Source organism: Comamonas sp. MYb21, assembly GCF_037479395.1.
Lineage (GTDB): Bacteria > Pseudomonadota > Gammaproteobacteria > Burkholderiales > Burkholderiaceae_C > Comamonas.
Genome location: NZ_JBBGZC010000009.1, coordinates 132,064 through 148,668 on the forward strand (window position 1 = coordinate 132,064; position 16,605 = coordinate 148,668).

Here is a 16,605-nt window from a genome sequence, read left to right on the forward strand (position 1 = left end):
AGCGCATTTTTGTCTCCTGGTCTTGGGAAGGGTACATCGCCCATCCCGGTATGGGGTGGGGGCCCGGTCGGGCCCCCGCGTCGCAGCCACCCAGCTTCGGCGCTGCTGCTTTCTTTATACGGCCAGCAACAGCTTTTCGACCCTGGTCCAATCCCGTACTTGCCACAGTTTCTGCACCGATTGCTGCATCTGCGCGGCGGGCACGGCGCGGCTGAATTCGCCCAGGCGCAGCGCCTTGTCGGTCAGCTCCTCGCGGCTCAATGTGTTGCCCGGGTCGCCCTTGGGCTCGTCCACCCGGCCTTCCAGCACGCGGCCATCGGTGGTGGTCACGGTCACCTTGCCAATCCAGCGCTGCGGGTAGGCGCCGTCCACCTCGGGGTCGAGCACCATGCGCACCTTGTCGCGCAGCGCCATCGTGTCTTCGGCGCGGAATTCGTTGTCGAACTCGTTGAGGCCGGCAAAGCCAAAGCGCGCGGCCAGTGCCAGCACCGTTCCCATCGAGAATTTGCTCTGGTGCACCGTGCTGGGGTCCACCACGGGGCCCAGCACATCGATCGCGGCCTGGTGCACATGGGTCACCACCTCGGCAATGTCCGACACCTTGAGCTGGTGCGCGCGCACCACCTGCAGCAGCGCATCGGCGGCCGGGTGGGTGTGGCGGCAGGAGGCATGCCATTTGAACGAGGTCTCGGGCGTCGCCCAGCGTGTGCCCAGGCCATCGATGAGGCGGGCCGGGTCGCTGTCGCTGGACATGCCTGCGGCCATGCCTTGCGCGCCGCAGAAGATATCGGCCGCGCCGGTAAAACCATCCTTGGCCAGGTAGGCGGCCATCAGGCCTGCGCCAGCGGCATGCGCCGTGTGCAGCTGCTTGCTGTCGGCCGCGGTGCGCAAGAACTCCCACAGGCCTGCAGACTGCGTGCCGGCCGAGCCAAAGGCATGCAGCATTTGCTGCGCATTGAGGCCCAGCAGATGGCCGACGGCCGCCGCTGCGGCCAAGGTGCCGGCCGTGCCGGTGGTGTGGAAGATCTTGTAGTGCGAGCGGCCCAGAAACTCGCCCACGCGGATGCCCACTTCATAGCCGGCGATGCAGGCGGTGAGCAGCTCCTTGCCGGACTTGCCCAGCGCCTGCGCCACGGCCACGGCCGGGGGGAAGACAACTGCTGCCGGGTGGAACACCGAGCCGTTGTGCACATCGTCCTGCTCGGCCACATGCGAGGCGGCGGCATTGGCCATGGCCGCCAGATAAGGGCTGCTGCTGCGGCCCTCGGGGCCGATCACTTCGGCCGGGCCTTGGGCCGGGCCCTGGCCCAGTGCAAAGCGGGTGATGCTGGCCACGGGGCGGGCATTGTGGCCAGCGACCACCGAGCCAAACCAGTCGACCCAGAGGTCTTCGGTTTTCTGCAGCACGGATTCAGGGATGTCGCTGTATTGCAGCTCGGCTGCAAAGCGGGCCAGTTGGGCCGCTGGCGTGGGGGATGTGGTTGCTGTGGTCATGTTCTTGTCTCTCCAACAGATAGCATCAAAGGCCGGAGGCCTTGCGCACCGCCGCCAGCGCATCGGCCGGCAGCTGCAGCGCATCGAGGATGGCGGCCGTGTGCTCGCCCACCGCAGGCACCGCATCCATGCGGTAGTCGTACTGGTTGTTGCGCCCGGGCGGCAGCAGCGCCGGCACCGTGCCCACGGGCGTATCCACCTGCGCAAAGCGCTGGCGTGCCAGCAGCTGCGGGTGTGCCCACAGGCCCGCCATGTCATTGACATGGGCGTTGGCAATACCGGCTTCGTCGAGGCGCTGCACCACATCGCTGGCATGGAGCGCGCCAAAGATGCGCACAATCTCGGCCTGCAGCTCGGCGCGGTTGGCATTGCGCTTGGCATTGCTGTCAAAGCGCGCATCGGTCGCCAGCGCCGGTGCCAGCAGCACCTGGTCGCAGAAGATCTTCCACTCGCGCTCGTTTTGCAGGCCCAGCATCACCGTGCCGCCATCGCCGGCCACAAAGGGGCCATAGGGGTAGATGCTGGCATGCGATGCGCCGGTGCGCGGTGGGGGCGCGGCGCCTTCAAACGCGTAGTACATCGGGTAGCCCATCCACTCGCCCAGCGCTTCGAGCATGGACACATCGATATGGCTGCCCTCGCCCGTCTTGCCGCGCAGCAGCAGGGCCGAGAGGATGTTCGTGTAGGCATACATGCCCGCCGCAATATCGGCCACCGAGATACCCGATTTGCTCGGCGTCTCGGGTGTGCCGGTCACCGACAGAAAGCCCGCCTCGCTCTGGATCAGCAGGTCATAGGCCTTCTTGTCGCGGTAGGGGCCGTTGTCGCCATAGCCGCTGATGTCGCAGACGATGAGGCGCGGAAAGGCGGCGTGCAAGGCCTCGTAGGACAGGCCCATGCGCGCCGCAGCGCCCGGTGCCAGGTTCTGCAGCAGCACATCGGCCGAGCCCAGCAGCTGCTTGAGCGCCTCCAAGGATGCCGCATCCTTGAGGTCCAGCGCCAGGCTTTCCTTGTTGCGGTTGAGCCAGGTGAAATGCGAGGACTGGCCGCGCACCCGGCTGTCATAGCCGCGCGCAAAATCGCCGCTGCCCGGCCGCTCCACCTTGATGACGCGCGCGCCCAGATCGGCCAGCTGGCGCGCGCAAAAAGGCGCAGCGACTGCGTGCTCCAGCGATACGACGGTGATCCCGTCCAATGGTCTGGTCATGAAGACTCCGGTTGTCTGTTTTTCTCGCTGCGCGGCGCCATCAGAACGAGCGCGGCAGGCCCAGGATGTGCTCGGCCACGTAGGAATAGATCAGGTTGGTCGAGATGGGCGCGACCTGGTACAGGCGCGTCTCGCGGAACTTGCGCTCCACGTCGTATTCGCAGGCAAAGCCAAAGCCGCCGTGGAACTGCAGGCAGGCATTGGCCGCCTCCCAGCTCGCCTTGGCCGCCAGGTACTTGGCCATATTGGCCTGGGCGCCCATGGGCTCGTGCTTGTCAAACAGCTCGCAGGCTTTCCAGCGCATCAGGTTGGCCGCTTCCACCTCGATGAAGGCATCGGCAATCGGGAACTGCACGCCCTGGTTCTGGCCAATCGGGCGGCCAAACACCTCGCGGTCGCGCACATAGTTGGTCACGCGGTCGAGGAACCAGTAGCCGTCGCCAATGCACTCGGCAGCGATCAGGGTGCGCTCGGCGTTGAGGCCGTCCAGGATGTACTTGAAGCCCTTGCCTTCTTCGCCGATCAGGTTCTCCTCGGGGATCTCCAGGTTCTCGAAGAACAGCTCATTCGTCTCGTGGTTGACCATGTTCAGGATGGGGCGCACGGTCAGGCCTTTTTTCTCGGCCTCACGCAGGTCGACCATGAAGATCGACATGCCTTCGCTCTTTTTCTTGACCTCGGCCAGCGGCGTGGTGCGCGCCAGCAGGATCATGAAATCGCTGTGCTGGATGCGGCTGATCCAGACCTTCTGGCCGTTGATGACGTACTTGTCGCCCTTCTTGACGGCCGTGGTCTTGATCTTGGTGGTGTCGGTACCGGTGGTGGGCTCGGTCACGCCCATCGATTGCAGGCGCCATTCGCCGCTGGCGATCTTGGGCAGGTACTTTTCCTTCTGCGCGGTCGAGCCATGGCGCAGCAAGGTGCCCATGTTGTACATCTGGCCGTGGCAGGCGCCGGAGTTGCCGCCGCAGCGGTTGATCTCTTCCATGATGACCGAGGCTTCGGTCAGGCCCAGGCCGGAGCCGCCGTATTCCTGCGGAATCAGCGCGGCCAGCCAGCCGGCCTTGGTCAGCGCCTCGACAAAGGTCTCGGGGTAGGCACGGGCCTCATCGACCTTGCGGAAATACTCATCGGGGAACTCGGCGCAGAGCGCGCGGATGGCATCGCGGATTTCGGGGAAGTTGTTGGAGCCGGTATGTTCGATCATGGTTCTGGGTCGGGCGTTGGGGGTGGCGGCGCTTTCAGCGTCTTGCGCCACCCGCCGGTGTTGGGAAAAGCGTTGTTGGTGGCGGCGCTCAGCGGATCGTGGCGGTGGCCTGCATCGTGAGCCAGCCCTCGTGGTCATGCGCCCAGAGCTTGATGGTCTTGCCATCGTCCTGGGGCTCGCCCAGCACGGTAAAAGGGTGCAGATCAAAGGTGGGGCGGATGGCCTTGAACGAGAAGTCGGTCAGCACGGCATCCGGCGCATTGCGGCGCAGCAGATCGACCAACAAGGTTGCGATCAGCGGGCCATGCACGATCAGGCCGGGGTAGCCCTCCTCCTGCGTGACATAGCTGCGGTCGTAGTGGATGCGGTGGCCGTTGAAGGTGAGCGCCGAGTAGCGGAACAGCATCACCGGGTCGGCGGTGATCTCGCGCTTCCAGGCGGCCTGCGTCTGGGCGGCCGTGGGCTGGGGCACCGGGTCGCTGGGCTGGGCGGCGGCGCGGTAGACGATGTCATGCTCCTCGGTCAGCGCCAGGCCCCGGGCATTGCGGTAGCTGTGCTGCACCAGCACAAACAGCAGCTCGCCCGAGCGGCCCACCTTGTGGTCCACCGAGGCGATGCGCGAGACGCGCTCGACGCTCTCGCCAATGCGCAGCGGGTTGTCTGCCTGCCACTGCAGGCGGCCACCGGCCCACATGCGCCGGGGCAGCGGCACCGGGGGCAGAAAGCCGCCACGCGCCGGGTGGCCATCGGGCCCCAGCAGGCTTTGCCGCGCCATCGGCAGAAAGTTCATCCAGTGCCACAGCGGCGGCAGGCTGTCGCCATCCTGGGCCGGGGCATCATCGCGGTCCAGGGTGGCCGACAGGCCCGCCGCGGCCGTGCGGGCCACCAGGTCCTGCATGGTCTCGGTCTTGTTGATCCAGCTTTGCAAATGGGCGACCTGCTCGGCAGTGAGCGAGGCGGCAGAAGGTTCAGGGGTTTGCGACATGGTGGCACTGTCGCAGGCTGCGCCCGCCAGCGCAATCGCAGAGATTGGAACCTCTCCTTTTACAGCGGTGAAGACAGCGGGTTAACGCGCATTTGTGAGCCAGCCGTTTCAGTTTGCCAAAGACCTGCCTACGCATTTGCGAATTGGCAATGCGCTTAATGGACGGCATGCTGGTGGCATTCATCGACACACACAGATCCAAGGAAAAGCATACATGTCCACCATGCTCGAAGGCAAAGTCGTTATCGTCACCGGTTCTGGCGGCGGCATCGGCCGTGATATGGCCCTGGCCATGGCCCAGCAGGGCGCCAAGGTCGTCGTCAACGACATCGGCACCTCCACCACCGGCGAAGGCCATGACGACGGCCCCGCGCAACAGGTCGTCAACGAGATCAAGGCCGCCGGCGGCGAGGCCGTCGCCAATACCGACAGCGTCTCGGACGCCAATGCCGCGGCCAAGATCGTGCAATGCGCGCTCGACAGCTTTGGCAAGCTTGACGGCATCGTCAACAACGCCGGCATCCTGCGTGACCGCTTCTTCCACAAGATGAGCGTGGACGAGTGGGACGCCGTCATCAAGGTTCACCTCTACGGCAGCTACTATGTGGCACGCGCTGCGGCCAACCACTTCAAGGAGCAGGAAAGCGGCGCCATGGTGCACATGACCAGCACCTCCGGCCTGATCGGCAACTTTGGCCAGGCCAACTATTCGGCCGCCAAGCTGGGCATCGTCGCGCTGTCCAAGAGCATTGCGCTGGACATGGCCAAGTTCCATGTGCGCAGCAACTGCATCTCGCCCTTTGCCTGGAGCCGCATGATCGGCTCCATCCCCACCGACACGCCCGAGCAGCAGGCCCGTGTGGACAAGCTCAAGCAGATGACCCCCAACAAGATCGCGCCGCTGGCCGTCTACCTGCTGAGCGAACAGGCCCAGGACGTCAACGCCCAGGTGTTTGCGGTGCGCAATAACGAGATCTTCCTGATGAGCCAACCGCGCCCCCTGCGCTCGGTGCACCAGGGCGAAGGCTGGACGCCCGAGGACATCGCCTCGCATGCGATGCCGGCGCTGAAATCTTCGTTTGTGCCGATGGAGCGGTCGGGCGAGGTGTTTAGCTGGGATCCTATTTAAGGGGCATCCCCCTGAGCCGCTGCGCGGCTTCCCCCTTCTCTCACGCTTCGCGTGGGAAGGGGGACGGCACCCTCCGTGCGGGGCGGCCCTTCGTCGGTGCCTGTTAGATCGGCTCTGACAGTTTTTGGCGTGGCGCTCAGTAGGGACGACTGAGTTGTTCACACAGGCTCCATAGGTGTGCTCTGCCAGTTTCAAGCAGGTCCCATGGAGACCTCGCACAACAACCTTCTCACTCGGCGCAGGTTGTATCCGCCTAAAGCTGTCAAAACCTTCCAGCTATTTCGACGCGAAACGCCACAACAACCCCAGAGACAACGACCATGACCATCAATTACCAGCAACTCAAGGACCGGCCGTTTGCGCCGGTGCACCAGGATTATTCGCAGCGCGACACGATGCTGTATGCGCTGAGTCTGGGGGTGGGCAATGATCCGCTCGATGCCCGCAATCTGCCGCTGGTCTACGAGGGCATGGCGCAGCCGCTGCAGGCGCTGCCGACGATGAGCTCGGTGCTGGGCTATCCGGGCTTTTGGGCCAAGGAGGCGGATACGGGGATTGACTGGGTCAAGCTGGTGCATGGCGAGCAGCGCACCACCATCCACCAGCCGCTGCCGGTGGGGGCCAAGGTGGTGGGCAAGACGCGGGTGACGCGGGTGATCGACAAGGGCGCGGGCAAGGGCGCGATTGTGGTCAGCGAACGCAGCCTGGAAGGCGAAGACGGCACGCGCTATGCCACCTTGGAGCAGGTCACGTTCTGCCGGGGTGACGGCGGCTACAGCGAAGCGCTGGGTGGCCAGCCCAGCGACCCCTCGCTGCCGGCCCTGACCCCCACGCCCGATACCGCCCCGCGCTGGACCTACACCCACACCATCCGCCCCGAGGCCGCCCTGCTCTACCGCCTGATGGGCGACTACAACCCCTTGCATGCGGACCCGAAAGTGGCGCAGGCGGCAGGCTTTGACAAGCCCATCCTGCACGGACTGGCCACCTACGGCATGGTCTGCCATGCGCTGGTGATGACGGCCTGCAACGGCGATGCCAGCCTGCTGCGCAGCATGCATGCGCGCTTCTCGTCGCCGGTCTTTCCGGGCGAAACCTTGCGCACCGAGGTCTGGCAAGAAGGTGATGCGCTGCAGTTCCGCGCGCTGGTGGTCGAGCGCGGCATTGTGGTGCTCAGCCATGGCAATGCCAGCCTGGCTGCCGCCCAGCCATGAGCATGGCCCAAGGCCGGCAGATAGCGCTGGCAGACCTGGACCTGGCGCAGTTCATCCGCGCTGGCGACAGCATTGTCTGGGGCCAGTCGGCCGCCGAGCCGCTGTCGCTGATCCAGGCCTATGTGGCCCAGCGCCAGCGCTTTGCCCGCACCAGCGTGTTTCTGGGCATTGGCGGCGCAACCACCTTGCAGCCCGCGCATGCCGATGCCATCGATATGCGCGGCTATGCCGCCGGTGGCTCGCACCGCACGCTCGGCATGGCCGGTGTGCTCGATCCGATTCCCTGCCACTATTCACAGATTCCGCAGCTGATCGCCAGCCGCCGCATCGCCGTCGATGTGGTGTTCGTCCAGGTATCACCCCCCAATGCCGACGGCGACTGCAGCCTGGGCCTGGCCCATGACTACCTGGTCACTGCCATGCGCCATGCGCGCTGCGTGATTGCCGAGGTCAACGCCGATGTACCCTGGGTGGCGGGCGCCAGCCTGCGCCTGGCCGATGTGGATGCCTGGGTGCAGAGCGACCAGGGCGTCGTCGATGTGCCTGCCGGCAAGATTGGCCCCGCCGAAGAGGCGATTGCGCAGCTGATCGCCAGCCGCGTGGAAGACGGCGCCACCTTGCAGCTGGGCATTGGCAACCTGCCCGATGCGGTGCTGCAGGCGCTGCAAGGCCACCGCGATCTGGGCGTGCACAGCGGCACCATTGGCGACCGTGTGGCCGACCTGGTGGAAGCCGGTGTCATCACCAATGCGCGCAAGGGCATCGATGCGGGCCTGAGCGTGACCGGCCTGCTGATGGGCAGTGCCCGCACCCGACGCTGGGCGCATAACAACCGCACGCTGCGCATCGCCGGCACCGACTACACCCACAACGCCCGGGTGCTGGGCCAGACCCAGAAGCTCACCGCCATCAACTCGGCGATTGAGGTGGATCTAACGGGCCAGATCAATGCCGAAGTCGTGGCAGGCCAGTACCTGGGCGCGGTCGGCGGCGCAATGGACTTTCTGCGCGCCGCTGCCGCCTGCGATGGCGGCCTGCCGATCGTCGCGCTGCCGTCTACCGCGCGCGGCCAGTCGCGCATCGTCGCGCAGCTGTCCGGCCCGGTTTCCACACCGCGTGCCGATGCCGGGCTGATCGTCACCGAACACGGCATTGCCGACCTGCGCGGCCTGAGCCTGGCCCAGCGTGTGCGCGCGATGCTGGCCATTGCCGCACCTGAACACCGAGACCTGCTGGCGGCCCAAGCGCGCCAGCAGCTGAATTGACTGAATTTTTCTGGAGAGATTGAAATGCGTAAAGCCGCCATCGTCACCCCCTTGCGAACCCCGGTAGGCACCTACGGGGGCAGCCTGCGCCCCGTCTCGGTCGAGGACCTGGCCGCCACCACCGTGCGTGCCGTGGTCGAGCGCAGTGGCATCGATCCCAGCCGCATCGACGATGTGGTGTTTGCCCAGTCTTACGCCAGCAGCGAAACGCCTTGCGTAGGCCGCTGGGCCGCGCTGCAGGCCGGCCTGCCGGTGGAAGTGCCCGGCATGCAGCTCGACCGCCGCTGCGGTGGTGGCCTGCAAGCGGTGGTCACCGCCTGCATGATGGTGCAAAGCGGCGCCGCCGATGTGGTGATCGCCGGTGGTGTGGAGAGCATGAGCAATATCGAGTACTACACCACCGACATGCGCTGGGGCAAGCGCGCCGGCAGCGTCACCATGTATGACCGCCTGGACCGGGGCCGCGAGCGCTCGCAACCGGTGGAGCGTTTTGGCGTCATCTCCGGCATGATCGAGACCGCCGAGAACCTGGCGCGCGACTACGGCATCAGCCGCGAAGAGGCCGACGCCTTTGCGCTGCGCAGCCACCAGCGCGCTGCCGCCGCCTGGCAGGCCGGCCGCTTTGATGCCGAGGTGGTGCCCGTCAGCGTGCCGCAACGCAAGGGCGAGCCCACGCTGTTCAGCCGTGACGAGGGCTTTCGCGCCGATGCCACGATGGATTCGCTGGGCAAGCTGCGTGCCCTGATGAAGGGCGGTACCGTCAGCGCCGGCAATGCCAGCCAGCAAAACGATGCCTCGGCCGCTTGCCTGATCGTCGCCGAAGACAAGCTGCAGGAACTGGGCCTGACGCCGATGGCCAGCCTGGTGGGCTGGGCCGCCGCTGGCTGCGAGCCCTCGCGCATGGGCATTGGCCCGGTGCCCGCCGTCAAGAAGCTGCTGGGCAAGCTGGGCCTCTCGATGAACGACATGGACCTGGTCGAGATCAACGAGGCCTTTGCCTGCCAGGTGCTGGCCGTGCTGCAGGGCCTGGAATGGAATGACGCCGAGCGCCTGAATGTGAACGGCTCGGGCATCTCGCTGGGCCACCCGATTGGCGCGACCGGTGTGCGCATTCTGGCCACCTTGCTGCATGAGCTCGAACGCCGCAAGGGCCGCTACGGCCTGGAGACCATGTGCATCGGCGGCGGCCAGGGCATTGCCGCCGTGTTCGAGCGCTACTGAGCGCCCGCCACCCCCACCGCTTACAAAAAACCAGGAGACAAGACATGACCCTCATCCACCGCCGCGGCCTGCTGGCCGCCACGGCCGCAGCCGCCCTCAGCCTCTGCGCCTCTGTCCATGCCCAGGGGGGCCTGGGATCGGGCGCGCCGGTGCGCCTCATCGTCGGCTACTCGGCCGGCGGCCCCGTGGACCAGGGCGCACGCCTGCTGTCCATCGCGCTGTCCAAGGAGCTGGGCAGCACCGTCGTGGTCGACAACAAGACGGGCGCCAATGCCACCCTGGCCGGCAACGAAACCTCGCGCGCCAACCCCGATGGCCTGACCCTGTGGTTTGCCGCCAGCCCCACGATCACCATCAGCCCCAATGTGATGCGCAAGATGCAGTTCGACCCGGTCAAGGACCTGACCCCGATCGCACCGGTGCTGAGCTACTACAACGTGCTGGTGGCCAACAACAACGAGCCCTTCAAGACCACGCAGGCGCTGGTCGACTATGCCAAGGCCCATCCCGGCAAGCTCAGCTATGCCTCGGCCGGCGTCGGTGGCTCCAACCACCTGGGCACCTTGCTGTTTGCCAAGCGCAGCGGCATCGAGCTGAACCATGTGCCCTACCGGGGCAACGCACCAGCGATGACCGATGTGATGGGCGGCCAGATCAACATGATGATGGACATCATCAGCACCGCTGGCACCTATATCCACGGCAAGAAGGTGACCCCGATTGCCGTGACCTCGCCCCAGCGCAACCCGGCGCTGCCCGATGTGCCGACCTTTGCCGAAAGCGGCATCGAAGGCCTCAAGGGCTTTGATGTCGGCGGCTGGTATGCCGTCTACGGCCCCAAGGGCATGTCGCCCGAGCTGCAGATGCGCCTGAACAAGGCGATCAACGCCGCGCTGGCCCAGCCTGAGCTGAAGGCCAAGTACAAGGAGCTGGGCTATGACGAATGGACGGGCAGCCCCCAGACCCTCGTCGAGCGCGCCGCCAAGGAACGCCAGATGTGGTCCACCGTGACCCAGGGCATTGTGGTGGACTGATAGGACCCAAGATGGAATTTCGCATTCACCAGTTTCTGGACCGCTGGCTGCAGGAGGCCCCTGACCGGCCCTTCATCTACCTGCCGGACCGCACCCTGAGCTATGCCGACCTGGGCCGCCTGGTCGATGCACTGGAGGCGGAGCTGCGCGCGCTGCAGGTGCGCAGCGGCGACCGCGTGCTGGTGGTGGCGGAGAACTGCCCCGAGCATGCCGCGCTGCTGCTGGCCTGCAGCCGCGTCGGTGCCTGGGCCTGCGGCGTCAATGCCCGCATGGCGCCCGGCGAGGTGCGCGGCTTTGCCGACAAGGCCGATGCGCGGGTGGTCTACTTCACCGACCGCGTCTCCAAGGCCGCAGCCGCGCACGCCGAGCGCTATGGCGTGAGCCCCTCCTGCGTGCCCGGCCTGGCCCACACGGCGGTGCGTGCCGATGCGCGCGCCGAGCCCGAGCCGGACGGCAATCCGGTGGCGGCCATCATCTTCACCTCCGGCACCACCGGCACCCCCAAGGGCGTGCTGATGAGCCAGCGCGGTGTGGCGCATTTTGCCCGCGTCTCGGCCCAGTCGCGCAGGCTCGGGCCCGATGACAAGGTCTATGCCTTTGTGCCGATGACCCATATCTTTGGCCTGGGCACCGTGCTGCTGGCCTCGCTGTCGGCCGGTGCCGCGCTGGAGATGCGCAGCCAGTTCGAGCCCGCGGACCTGCTCGACGCACTCGCCCACCATGGCATCACCCAGCTGCAAGGCCCGCCCACCCTGTTTGCGCGCCTCTTGCAGTACTGCGAGCAGCAGGGCATCCGCCAGCCCGCTGCACCGCATCTGCGCTACCTCTACACCGGCGCCGGCCCGCTCGATCTGGCGCTGAAAACCAAGGTCGAGGCGCTGTTTGGCCAGACCCTGCACCATGGCTATGCGATGAGCGAATACGCCGGCTCGCTGCACCTGACGCGCATCGACGAGGCGCGCAGCGACACCAGCGCTGGCTACTGCATCGATGGCGCGGAGCTGCAGATCGTCGATCCGCACAGCGGCCGGCCACTGCCGACCGGCGAGCGGGGCGAGATCTGGGTGCGTGGCACGGGTCTGATGCCCGGCTACTTCCGCGACCCCGAGGCCACAGCCGCCGCCTTGCGCGACGGCGGCTGGTATGCCACTGGCGACCTGGGCGAGCTGCATGCCGATGGCGCGCTGTTCGTCGTGGGCCGCCTCAAGGAGATGATCATCCGCTCGGGCTTCAACGTCTACCCCAGCGAGGTCGAGCATGCACTGGGCAGCTTTCCCGGCATCCAGCGCGCAGCGGTGGTGGGCCAAAAGGAGGCCGATGGCAACGAGGCCGTGATCGCCTTTGTGGTGCAGGATGCCCGCCATCCACCCGACCTGGACGCGTTGCAAGCGCATTTGCGCGAGCACCTGGCGCCCTACAAGCGGCCGGCACGCATCATCGCCATCGATGAGCTGCCGGTGAATGCCAATGGCAAGGTGATGAAGCGCGAGCTGCAGGCGCGGCTGGAGGCGGAGCAGGCCGCTGCAGCGCCCGCAAGCGCTACGGCGTCGTAGCCGGCACGATCTGCTGCATGAAATCGTTCAGGCTGGCGGCAGACAACTCGCCCACGCGCTGGCCCTGCAGCTGGCCGCTGGCGTCATAGAACAAGGTGGTGGGCAGCGCGCGGCTGCCGGCCACCTCGCCCATGCTGTTGCGCGGATCGAGCAGCACCTGGCCATCGGGCAGGCCAAAGCCGCGTGCGGCCTTCAGCACCACCTCGGGCGCCTCTTGCTGGTTCACCCAGAGAAACTGCGCCTGCGGGTAGCGCTTTTGCGCCTCCAGCAGCGCAGGCATCTCGCGCACGCAAGGGGTACACCAGCTGGCCCAGAGGTTGATCACCACAGGCTTGCCCTTGAACTGGTCGAGCACATGGGTCTTGGCATCCAACGCCACCAGCGACAGCTGCGGCAAGGCCTTGGCGCTGGAGGAGAAGTTGTAGAACAGCGCATTGCCGCCCAGCCACAGCGCCGCAAACAGCGCCGCCGCACCCGCCAGCGGCTGCAACACCGCCTTTTTGCGCAGCCACAGCCACCACATATAGACAACCGCCACCGCCAGCGCCGCCCAGGGCTCCCAGCCCCCATCGCGCACATTGAGCATCGACAGCGGCTGCGCCAGGTACTCATCGGCATAGCGGGCGACAAAGCCCAGGCGCGCCGCCACCAGCGCCAATAGCGGCAGCAGCCAGGCATGCGGCGTCGTGGACAGGCCGCGCTTGCGCGCCCAGCGCGCCAGCAGCACATCGGCCGCAAGCCATGCCAGCATCAAAATGACCAAACCCCAGGGCAGTGAGAACGGCCCGATCTGCAAACTTGCGCTCATCGTTGTATTTTTTAAAAACAGAAGGCGCTGGTGTGCGGGCAAACCAGCGGCGAATCTGCTGTCTGAATACTTGGCGCGGTGTTTGGTTCCATCGCTCGGCCCCGCAGCAGGGGCCGGCGATGCAGCAGCAGCGGTTACTGGTCTTCGCTGACCAGCTTGATATTGCAGTAAGCCTGCAGCCCTTCAATACCGCATTCCGAGCCCCAGCCGCTTTCCTTGACACCGCCAAAGGGCGCCTCGGCCATCGAGATGTTCAAGGTGTTGATGCCCAGCATGCCGGTCTGCACGCCGTTGGAGAGCTGCTGGCGCACGGCGCTGTCCTGCGTGAAGGCATAAGCGGCCAGGCCGTACTGCAGGCGGTTGGCGCGCTGCAGCGCTTCGTCCATGTCAGCGATGGGATTGATCAGTGCGACCGGGCCAAAGGGCTCCTCGTTCATCAGGCCGGCGTCTTCGGGCAGGTTGCTGATGACCGTGGGCTCCCAGAAGAAGCCCTTGCCAGGCATGCGCTTGCCGCCGGTGTGCAAGGTGGCGCCCTTTTCTTGCGCATCGGCGATCAGGCGGGTGAGGGCCTCGATGCGGCGCGGATTGGCCAGCGGGCCCATCTGGCTGCTCTCGTCCAGGCCATTGCCGACCTTGAGCTTTTTGGTGCGCTCGACAAAGGCGGTCACAAAGCTGTCGAACACATCGCGGTGTACATAAAAGCGCGTGGGCGAGATGCAGACCTGGCCGGCGTTGCGGAACTTGCCGGCGACCAGCGCATCAGCGGCCTTGTTGATATCGGCATCCTTCCAGACGATGACCGGCGCATGGCCGCCCAGCTCCAAGGTCGCGCGCTTCATGCTCTTGGCCGCATGCGAGGCCAGCATCTTGCCCACGGCGGTGGAGCCGGTGAACGAGAACTTGGCCACCTCGGGCTGGTCGAGCAGGTAGCCCGAGACCTCGGCCGGCACACCAAACACCATGTTCAGCACACCGGCGGGCAGGCCGGCGTCGTGCAGCACGCGCACCAGCTCCTGGGCGGTGGCAGGGGTTTCCTCGGCGGGCTTGAGCACCAGGGTGCAACCAGCGGCCAAGGCGCCGGCAATCTTGCGCGCGGGCGTGATGGCCGGGAAGTTCCAGGGCGCAAAGGCGGCGCAGACGCCGACCGGCTCATGGTGCACGGCAATGCGCTGGGTCGGGGTCTTGCCCGGCACCAGGCGGCCATAGTTGCGGCGGCCTTCTTCGGCATACCAGTCATAGGTGTCGGCGGCGGCCAGCACTTCGAGCTTGGCTTCGCGCACGGGCTTGCCCTGCTCCAGGGTCATGCAGCGGGCGATATGGTCGGCACGCTCACGGATCAGGCTGGCGGCCTTGCGCAAGATGTCCGAGCGGGCCAGTGGTGAGGTGCGCTTCCAGCCTTCAAACGCTGCGTTGGCGGCCTGCAGGGCGGCCTGCAGATCGGCGGCGCTGGCATGGGGCAGCTGGCCCAGCGTGGATTCATCGAGCGGGTTGATGACGGGCTCACTCTTGCGGCCGTCGGCGGACAGCCATTGGCCGTTGATAAACAGTTGCAACTGTGGATAAGCTTGGGACATGGTTGGCTCCTGCAAGGGGGTTTGGAATGCATAACGCGGTCTTTCAGCGCTGAAGACCGCGTTGCCTGTGGATAAGTCTGTGGTTACTTCTTCACGAAACCACACTTGCCATCGGCCATGGGCCGGAAGGCCTGGTCACCCGGGATGGTGGCCAGCACCTTGTAGTAATCCCAAGGGCCTTTGGATTCCTCGGGCGACTTGACCTGCACCAGGTAGAGGTCGTGCACCATGCGGCCGTCCTCACGCACATGGCCGTTCTGGCTGAAGAAATCCTCGATCTTGTTGGACTTGAGGTACTTGGTCACCGCTGGGCCGTCGTCGGTCTTGGTCGCGGCCACAGCCTTCAGGTACTGGGTGACGGCCGAGTAGGTACCGGCATGCACCATCGAGGGCATGGTCTTCTTGCCCATGCGCTCAAAAAAACGCTGCGAGAAGGCGCGCGTCTCGGGGGTGCGGTCCCAGTAGAAGGCGGTCGCAAAGGTCAGGCCCTGCGCGGTCTTGAGGCCCAGCGAATGCACGTCCTGGATGAACATGAACTGCGGCGCCACGGTCTGCTTTTGCATCAGGCCAAACTGCTTGGCCGACTTGATCGCATTGATGGTGTCATTGCCGGCGCTCACCAGGGTGACCACCGAGGCCTTGGACTCCTGCGCCTGCAGCACAAAGGACGAGAAATCGCTGGCATTGAGCGGGAAGTTGGTGCGCCCCACGATCTTGCCGCCGCCCTTGCTGACGATATTGGTCACCGTCTCGGCGCCAGCCTTGCCGAAGGCATAGTCCACCGCCATGATGTACCAGTCCTTCTTGCCTTTTTCCAGCATCGCGTGGGCCACGCCGCTGGCCATCGCATAGGTGTCATAGGTGTAGTGGATGCCGGTGGGGATGCAGGCTTCGCTGGTCAGCGCGTCCGATGCGCCGCCCGAGGTCAGCACCAGCTTGTTGCGCTCCTTGGCCAGGTTGTAGACCGCCATCGCGACGGCCGAGTTGTTCAGGTCCACCACCACATCCACGCCATCGGTATCGAACCAGGTGCGTGCGCGGCTGGCGCCGACATCGGCCTTGCCCTGGTGGTCGGCAAACACCACCTCGATCTTCTTGCCCCCGACCGTGCCGCCAAAGTCCTCGACCGCCATGCGCGCGGCTTCGAGCGAGCCCCGCCCTGCGGTATCGGCATAGGGGCCAGACATATCGCTGAGCACGGCAATCTTGACGACATCGTCAGAGATGCCCTGCGCTTGTGCGCCCGTCGTGCAGCATGCGGCCATGGCCAAAGCCAGCGCGGTCATTTTCATGGTCTTGTCTCCGGTTTTATAGAAAGCGTTTGACAGACGATGCTAGAGATTTCTGGCCCCCTGGTTTCTGCATTTGCCAAGCGCCGCCTTAGCCTGCGCCAAAGCCTAGAAAACCCTGATACCCACAGAAGCGAAAGCAGTGTCACCCAGGTTCGTCAAGCGCGGCCAAACCCCCTCTTCGGCAACCAATAATTGCGTGCAGCAGGCAATGGGGCCATGCTTCACCATCCGCTATCTCCTCAGAAAGATTCCGCAATGACACCCTCGATGTCAAGCCAGTACCAGGCTGCATTGGATACGGGCAGCTTCCAGATTCAGCGCTGCAAGGCCTGTGCCCAGGCCATCTTCTACCCCCGTGAGCTGTGCCCGCATTGCGGCAGCGATGCGCTGGCCTGGGAGCAACCCAGCGGCCAGGGCACGGTCTACTCGACGACGGTGATCCGCCGCAAGGCCGAGGCCGGTGGCGACTACAACGTCGCGCTGGTGGACCTGGCAGAGGGCCCGCGCATGATGAGCCGCGTCGAAGGCATGGCACCGGCCGATGTGAAGATCGGCATGGCGGTGAAAGCCGAAGTCATCGCGCACAACGGCAAGGGCCTGGTGGTGTTCAAAGCCGCATAAC

The 16,605-nt window shown here is 65.6% G+C and carries 14 protein-coding genes; 7 read left to right on the forward strand and 7 right to left on the reverse strand.

The genetic code is table 11. The annotated features are described in order from the left end of the window. Positions 1 to 114 precede the first annotated feature (114 nt). From WH367_RS14710 to WH367_RS14725, 4 genes are all read right to left on the reverse strand, one after another. Positions 115 to 1,494, reverse strand: a complete 1,380-nt coding sequence (locus WH367_RS14710) for an MmgE/PrpD family protein (RefSeq protein WP_312988065.1) — start codon at positions 1,492 to 1,494, stop codon at positions 115 to 117. A gap of 25 nt (positions 1,495 to 1,519) precedes the next feature. After that, complete coding sequence (locus WH367_RS14715; RefSeq protein ID WP_339536667.1) at positions 1,520 to 2,701, reverse strand: CaiB/BaiF CoA transferase family protein; 1,182 nt, start codon at positions 2,699 to 2,701, stop codon at positions 1,520 to 1,522. A 40-nt stretch (positions 2,702 to 2,741) separates the two neighbouring features. Next, positions 2,742 to 3,908, reverse strand: a complete 1,167-nt coding sequence (locus tag WH367_RS14720; protein WP_021025399.1) for an acyl-CoA dehydrogenase family protein — start codon at positions 3,906 to 3,908, stop codon at positions 2,742 to 2,744. An 88-nt stretch (positions 3,909 to 3,996) separates the two neighbouring features. After that, a complete protein-coding gene (locus tag WH367_RS14725) occupies positions 3,997 to 4,893 on the reverse strand; it encodes an FAS1-like dehydratase domain-containing protein (protein WP_339536668.1) in 897 nt (298 codons plus the stop codon). Between the two features lie 223 nt (positions 4,894 to 5,116). On the opposite strand from WH367_RS14725, the gene WH367_RS14730 reads away from it, so the two are divergent. The 6 genes from WH367_RS14730 to WH367_RS14755 all read left to right on the forward strand — a co-directional run bounded on the left by WH367_RS14730 (position 5,117) and on the right by WH367_RS14755 (position 12,309). Beyond that, positions 5,117 to 6,022, forward strand: a complete 906-nt coding sequence (locus WH367_RS14730) for an SDR family NAD(P)-dependent oxidoreductase (protein WP_339536757.1) — start codon at positions 5,117 to 5,119, stop codon at positions 6,020 to 6,022. A 320-nt stretch (positions 6,023 to 6,342) separates the two neighbouring features. Then, entirely contained in the window at positions 6,343 to 7,236 is an 894-nt protein-coding gene (locus WH367_RS14735; protein WP_339536669.1) for a MaoC/PaaZ C-terminal domain-containing protein, read from the forward strand. Continuing rightward, positions 7,233 to 8,501 carry an acetyl-CoA hydrolase/transferase family protein gene (locus WH367_RS14740; protein WP_445228118.1) on the forward strand — a complete coding sequence of 423 codons (1,269 nt, stop codon included), beginning with the start codon at positions 7,233 to 7,235 and terminating at the stop codon, positions 8,499 to 8,501. Before WH367_RS14735 ends, WH367_RS14740 begins: the two co-directional genes overlap by 4 nt. Before the next feature lie 24 nt (positions 8,502 to 8,525). Beyond that, complete coding sequence (locus WH367_RS14745) at positions 8,526 to 9,722, forward strand: acetyl-CoA C-acetyltransferase (protein WP_021025404.1); 1,197 nt, start codon at positions 8,526 to 8,528, stop codon at positions 9,720 to 9,722. Positions 9,723 to 9,766: 44 nt separating this feature from the next. Then, positions 9,767 to 10,756 (forward strand): Bug family tripartite tricarboxylate transporter substrate binding protein, encoded by a 990-nt coding sequence (locus WH367_RS14750; RefSeq protein ID WP_339536670.1) that lies wholly within the window; start codon positions 9,767 to 9,769, stop codon positions 10,754 to 10,756. A gap of 11 nt (positions 10,757 to 10,767) precedes the next feature. Beyond that, positions 10,768 to 12,309: a class I adenylate-forming enzyme family protein gene (locus WH367_RS14755; protein WP_339536671.1), complete on the forward strand. Its 1,542-nt coding sequence runs from the start codon at positions 10,768 to 10,770 to the stop codon at positions 12,307 to 12,309. Here WH367_RS14755 and WH367_RS14760 read toward each other — a convergent pair. The 3 genes from WH367_RS14760 to WH367_RS14770 all read right to left on the reverse strand — a co-directional run bounded on the left by WH367_RS14760 (position 12,296) and on the right by WH367_RS14770 (position 15,983). Then, positions 12,296 to 13,117, reverse strand: coding sequence for a TlpA disulfide reductase family protein (locus WH367_RS14760; protein WP_339536672.1), 822 nt, complete (start codon positions 13,115 to 13,117; stop codon positions 12,296 to 12,298). The genes WH367_RS14755 and WH367_RS14760 overlap by 14 nt on opposite strands. Positions 13,118 to 13,251: 134 nt before the next feature. Next, positions 13,252 to 14,691 (reverse strand): NAD-dependent succinate-semialdehyde dehydrogenase, encoded by a 1,440-nt coding sequence (locus WH367_RS14765; RefSeq protein ID WP_021027466.1) that lies wholly within the window; start codon positions 14,689 to 14,691, stop codon positions 13,252 to 13,254. 83 nt (positions 14,692 to 14,774) lie between these two features. Further along, positions 14,775 to 15,983 (reverse strand): ABC transporter substrate-binding protein, encoded by a 1,209-nt coding sequence (locus tag WH367_RS14770; RefSeq protein WP_312988049.1) that lies wholly within the window; start codon positions 15,981 to 15,983, stop codon positions 14,775 to 14,777. A 255-nt stretch (positions 15,984 to 16,238) separates the two neighbouring features. Here WH367_RS14770 and WH367_RS14775 point away from each other — a divergent pair, with 255 nt between their 5' ends. Continuing rightward, positions 16,239 to 16,604: a Zn-ribbon domain-containing OB-fold protein gene (locus WH367_RS14775; protein ID WP_312988047.1), complete on the forward strand. Its 366-nt coding sequence runs from the start codon at positions 16,239 to 16,241 to the stop codon at positions 16,602 to 16,604. The last annotated feature ends 1 nt before the right edge of the window (position 16,605 follow it).

What these genes read in the sequence shown, in the direction of transcription:
- WH367_RS14710 (WP_312988065.1), bottom strand. Translation starts at nt 1,494, where the DNA reads ATGACCACAGCAACCACATCCCCCACGCCAGCGGCCCAACTGGCCCGC.
- WH367_RS14715 (WP_339536667.1), bottom strand. Translation starts at nt 2,701, where the DNA reads ATGACCAGACCATTGGACGGGATCACCGTCGTATCGCTGGAGCACGCA.
- WH367_RS14720 (WP_021025399.1), bottom strand. Translation starts at nt 3,908, where the DNA reads ATGATCGAACATACCGGCTCCAACAACTTCCCCGAAATCCGCGATGCC.
- WH367_RS14725 (WP_339536668.1), bottom strand. Translation starts at nt 4,893, where the DNA reads ATGTCGCAAACCCCTGAACCTTCTGCCGCCTCGCTCACTGCCGAGCAG.
- WH367_RS14730 (WP_339536757.1), top strand. Translation starts at nt 5,117, where the DNA reads ATGCTCGAAGGCAAAGTCGTTATCGTCACCGGTTCTGGCGGCGGCATC.
- WH367_RS14735 (WP_339536669.1), top strand. Translation starts at nt 6,343, where the DNA reads ATGACCATCAATTACCAGCAACTCAAGGACCGGCCGTTTGCGCCGGTG.
- WH367_RS14740 (WP_445228118.1), top strand. Translation starts at nt 7,233, where the DNA reads ATGAGCATGGCCCAAGGCCGGCAGATAGCGCTGGCAGACCTGGACCTG.
- WH367_RS14745 (WP_021025404.1), top strand. Translation starts at nt 8,526, where the DNA reads ATGCGTAAAGCCGCCATCGTCACCCCCTTGCGAACCCCGGTAGGCACC.
- WH367_RS14750 (WP_339536670.1), top strand. Translation starts at nt 9,767, where the DNA reads ATGACCCTCATCCACCGCCGCGGCCTGCTGGCCGCCACGGCCGCAGCC.
- WH367_RS14755 (WP_339536671.1), top strand. Translation starts at nt 10,768, where the DNA reads ATGGAATTTCGCATTCACCAGTTTCTGGACCGCTGGCTGCAGGAGGCC.
- WH367_RS14760 (WP_339536672.1), bottom strand. Translation starts at nt 13,117, where the DNA reads ATGAGCGCAAGTTTGCAGATCGGGCCGTTCTCACTGCCCTGGGGTTTG.
- WH367_RS14765 (WP_021027466.1), bottom strand. Translation starts at nt 14,691, where the DNA reads ATGTCCCAAGCTTATCCACAGTTGCAACTGTTTATCAACGGCCAATGG.
- WH367_RS14770 (WP_312988049.1), bottom strand. Translation starts at nt 15,983, where the DNA reads ATGAAAATGACCGCGCTGGCTTTGGCCATGGCCGCATGCTGCACGACG.
- WH367_RS14775 (WP_312988047.1), top strand. Translation starts at nt 16,239, where the DNA reads ATGACACCCTCGATGTCAAGCCAGTACCAGGCTGCATTGGATACGGGC.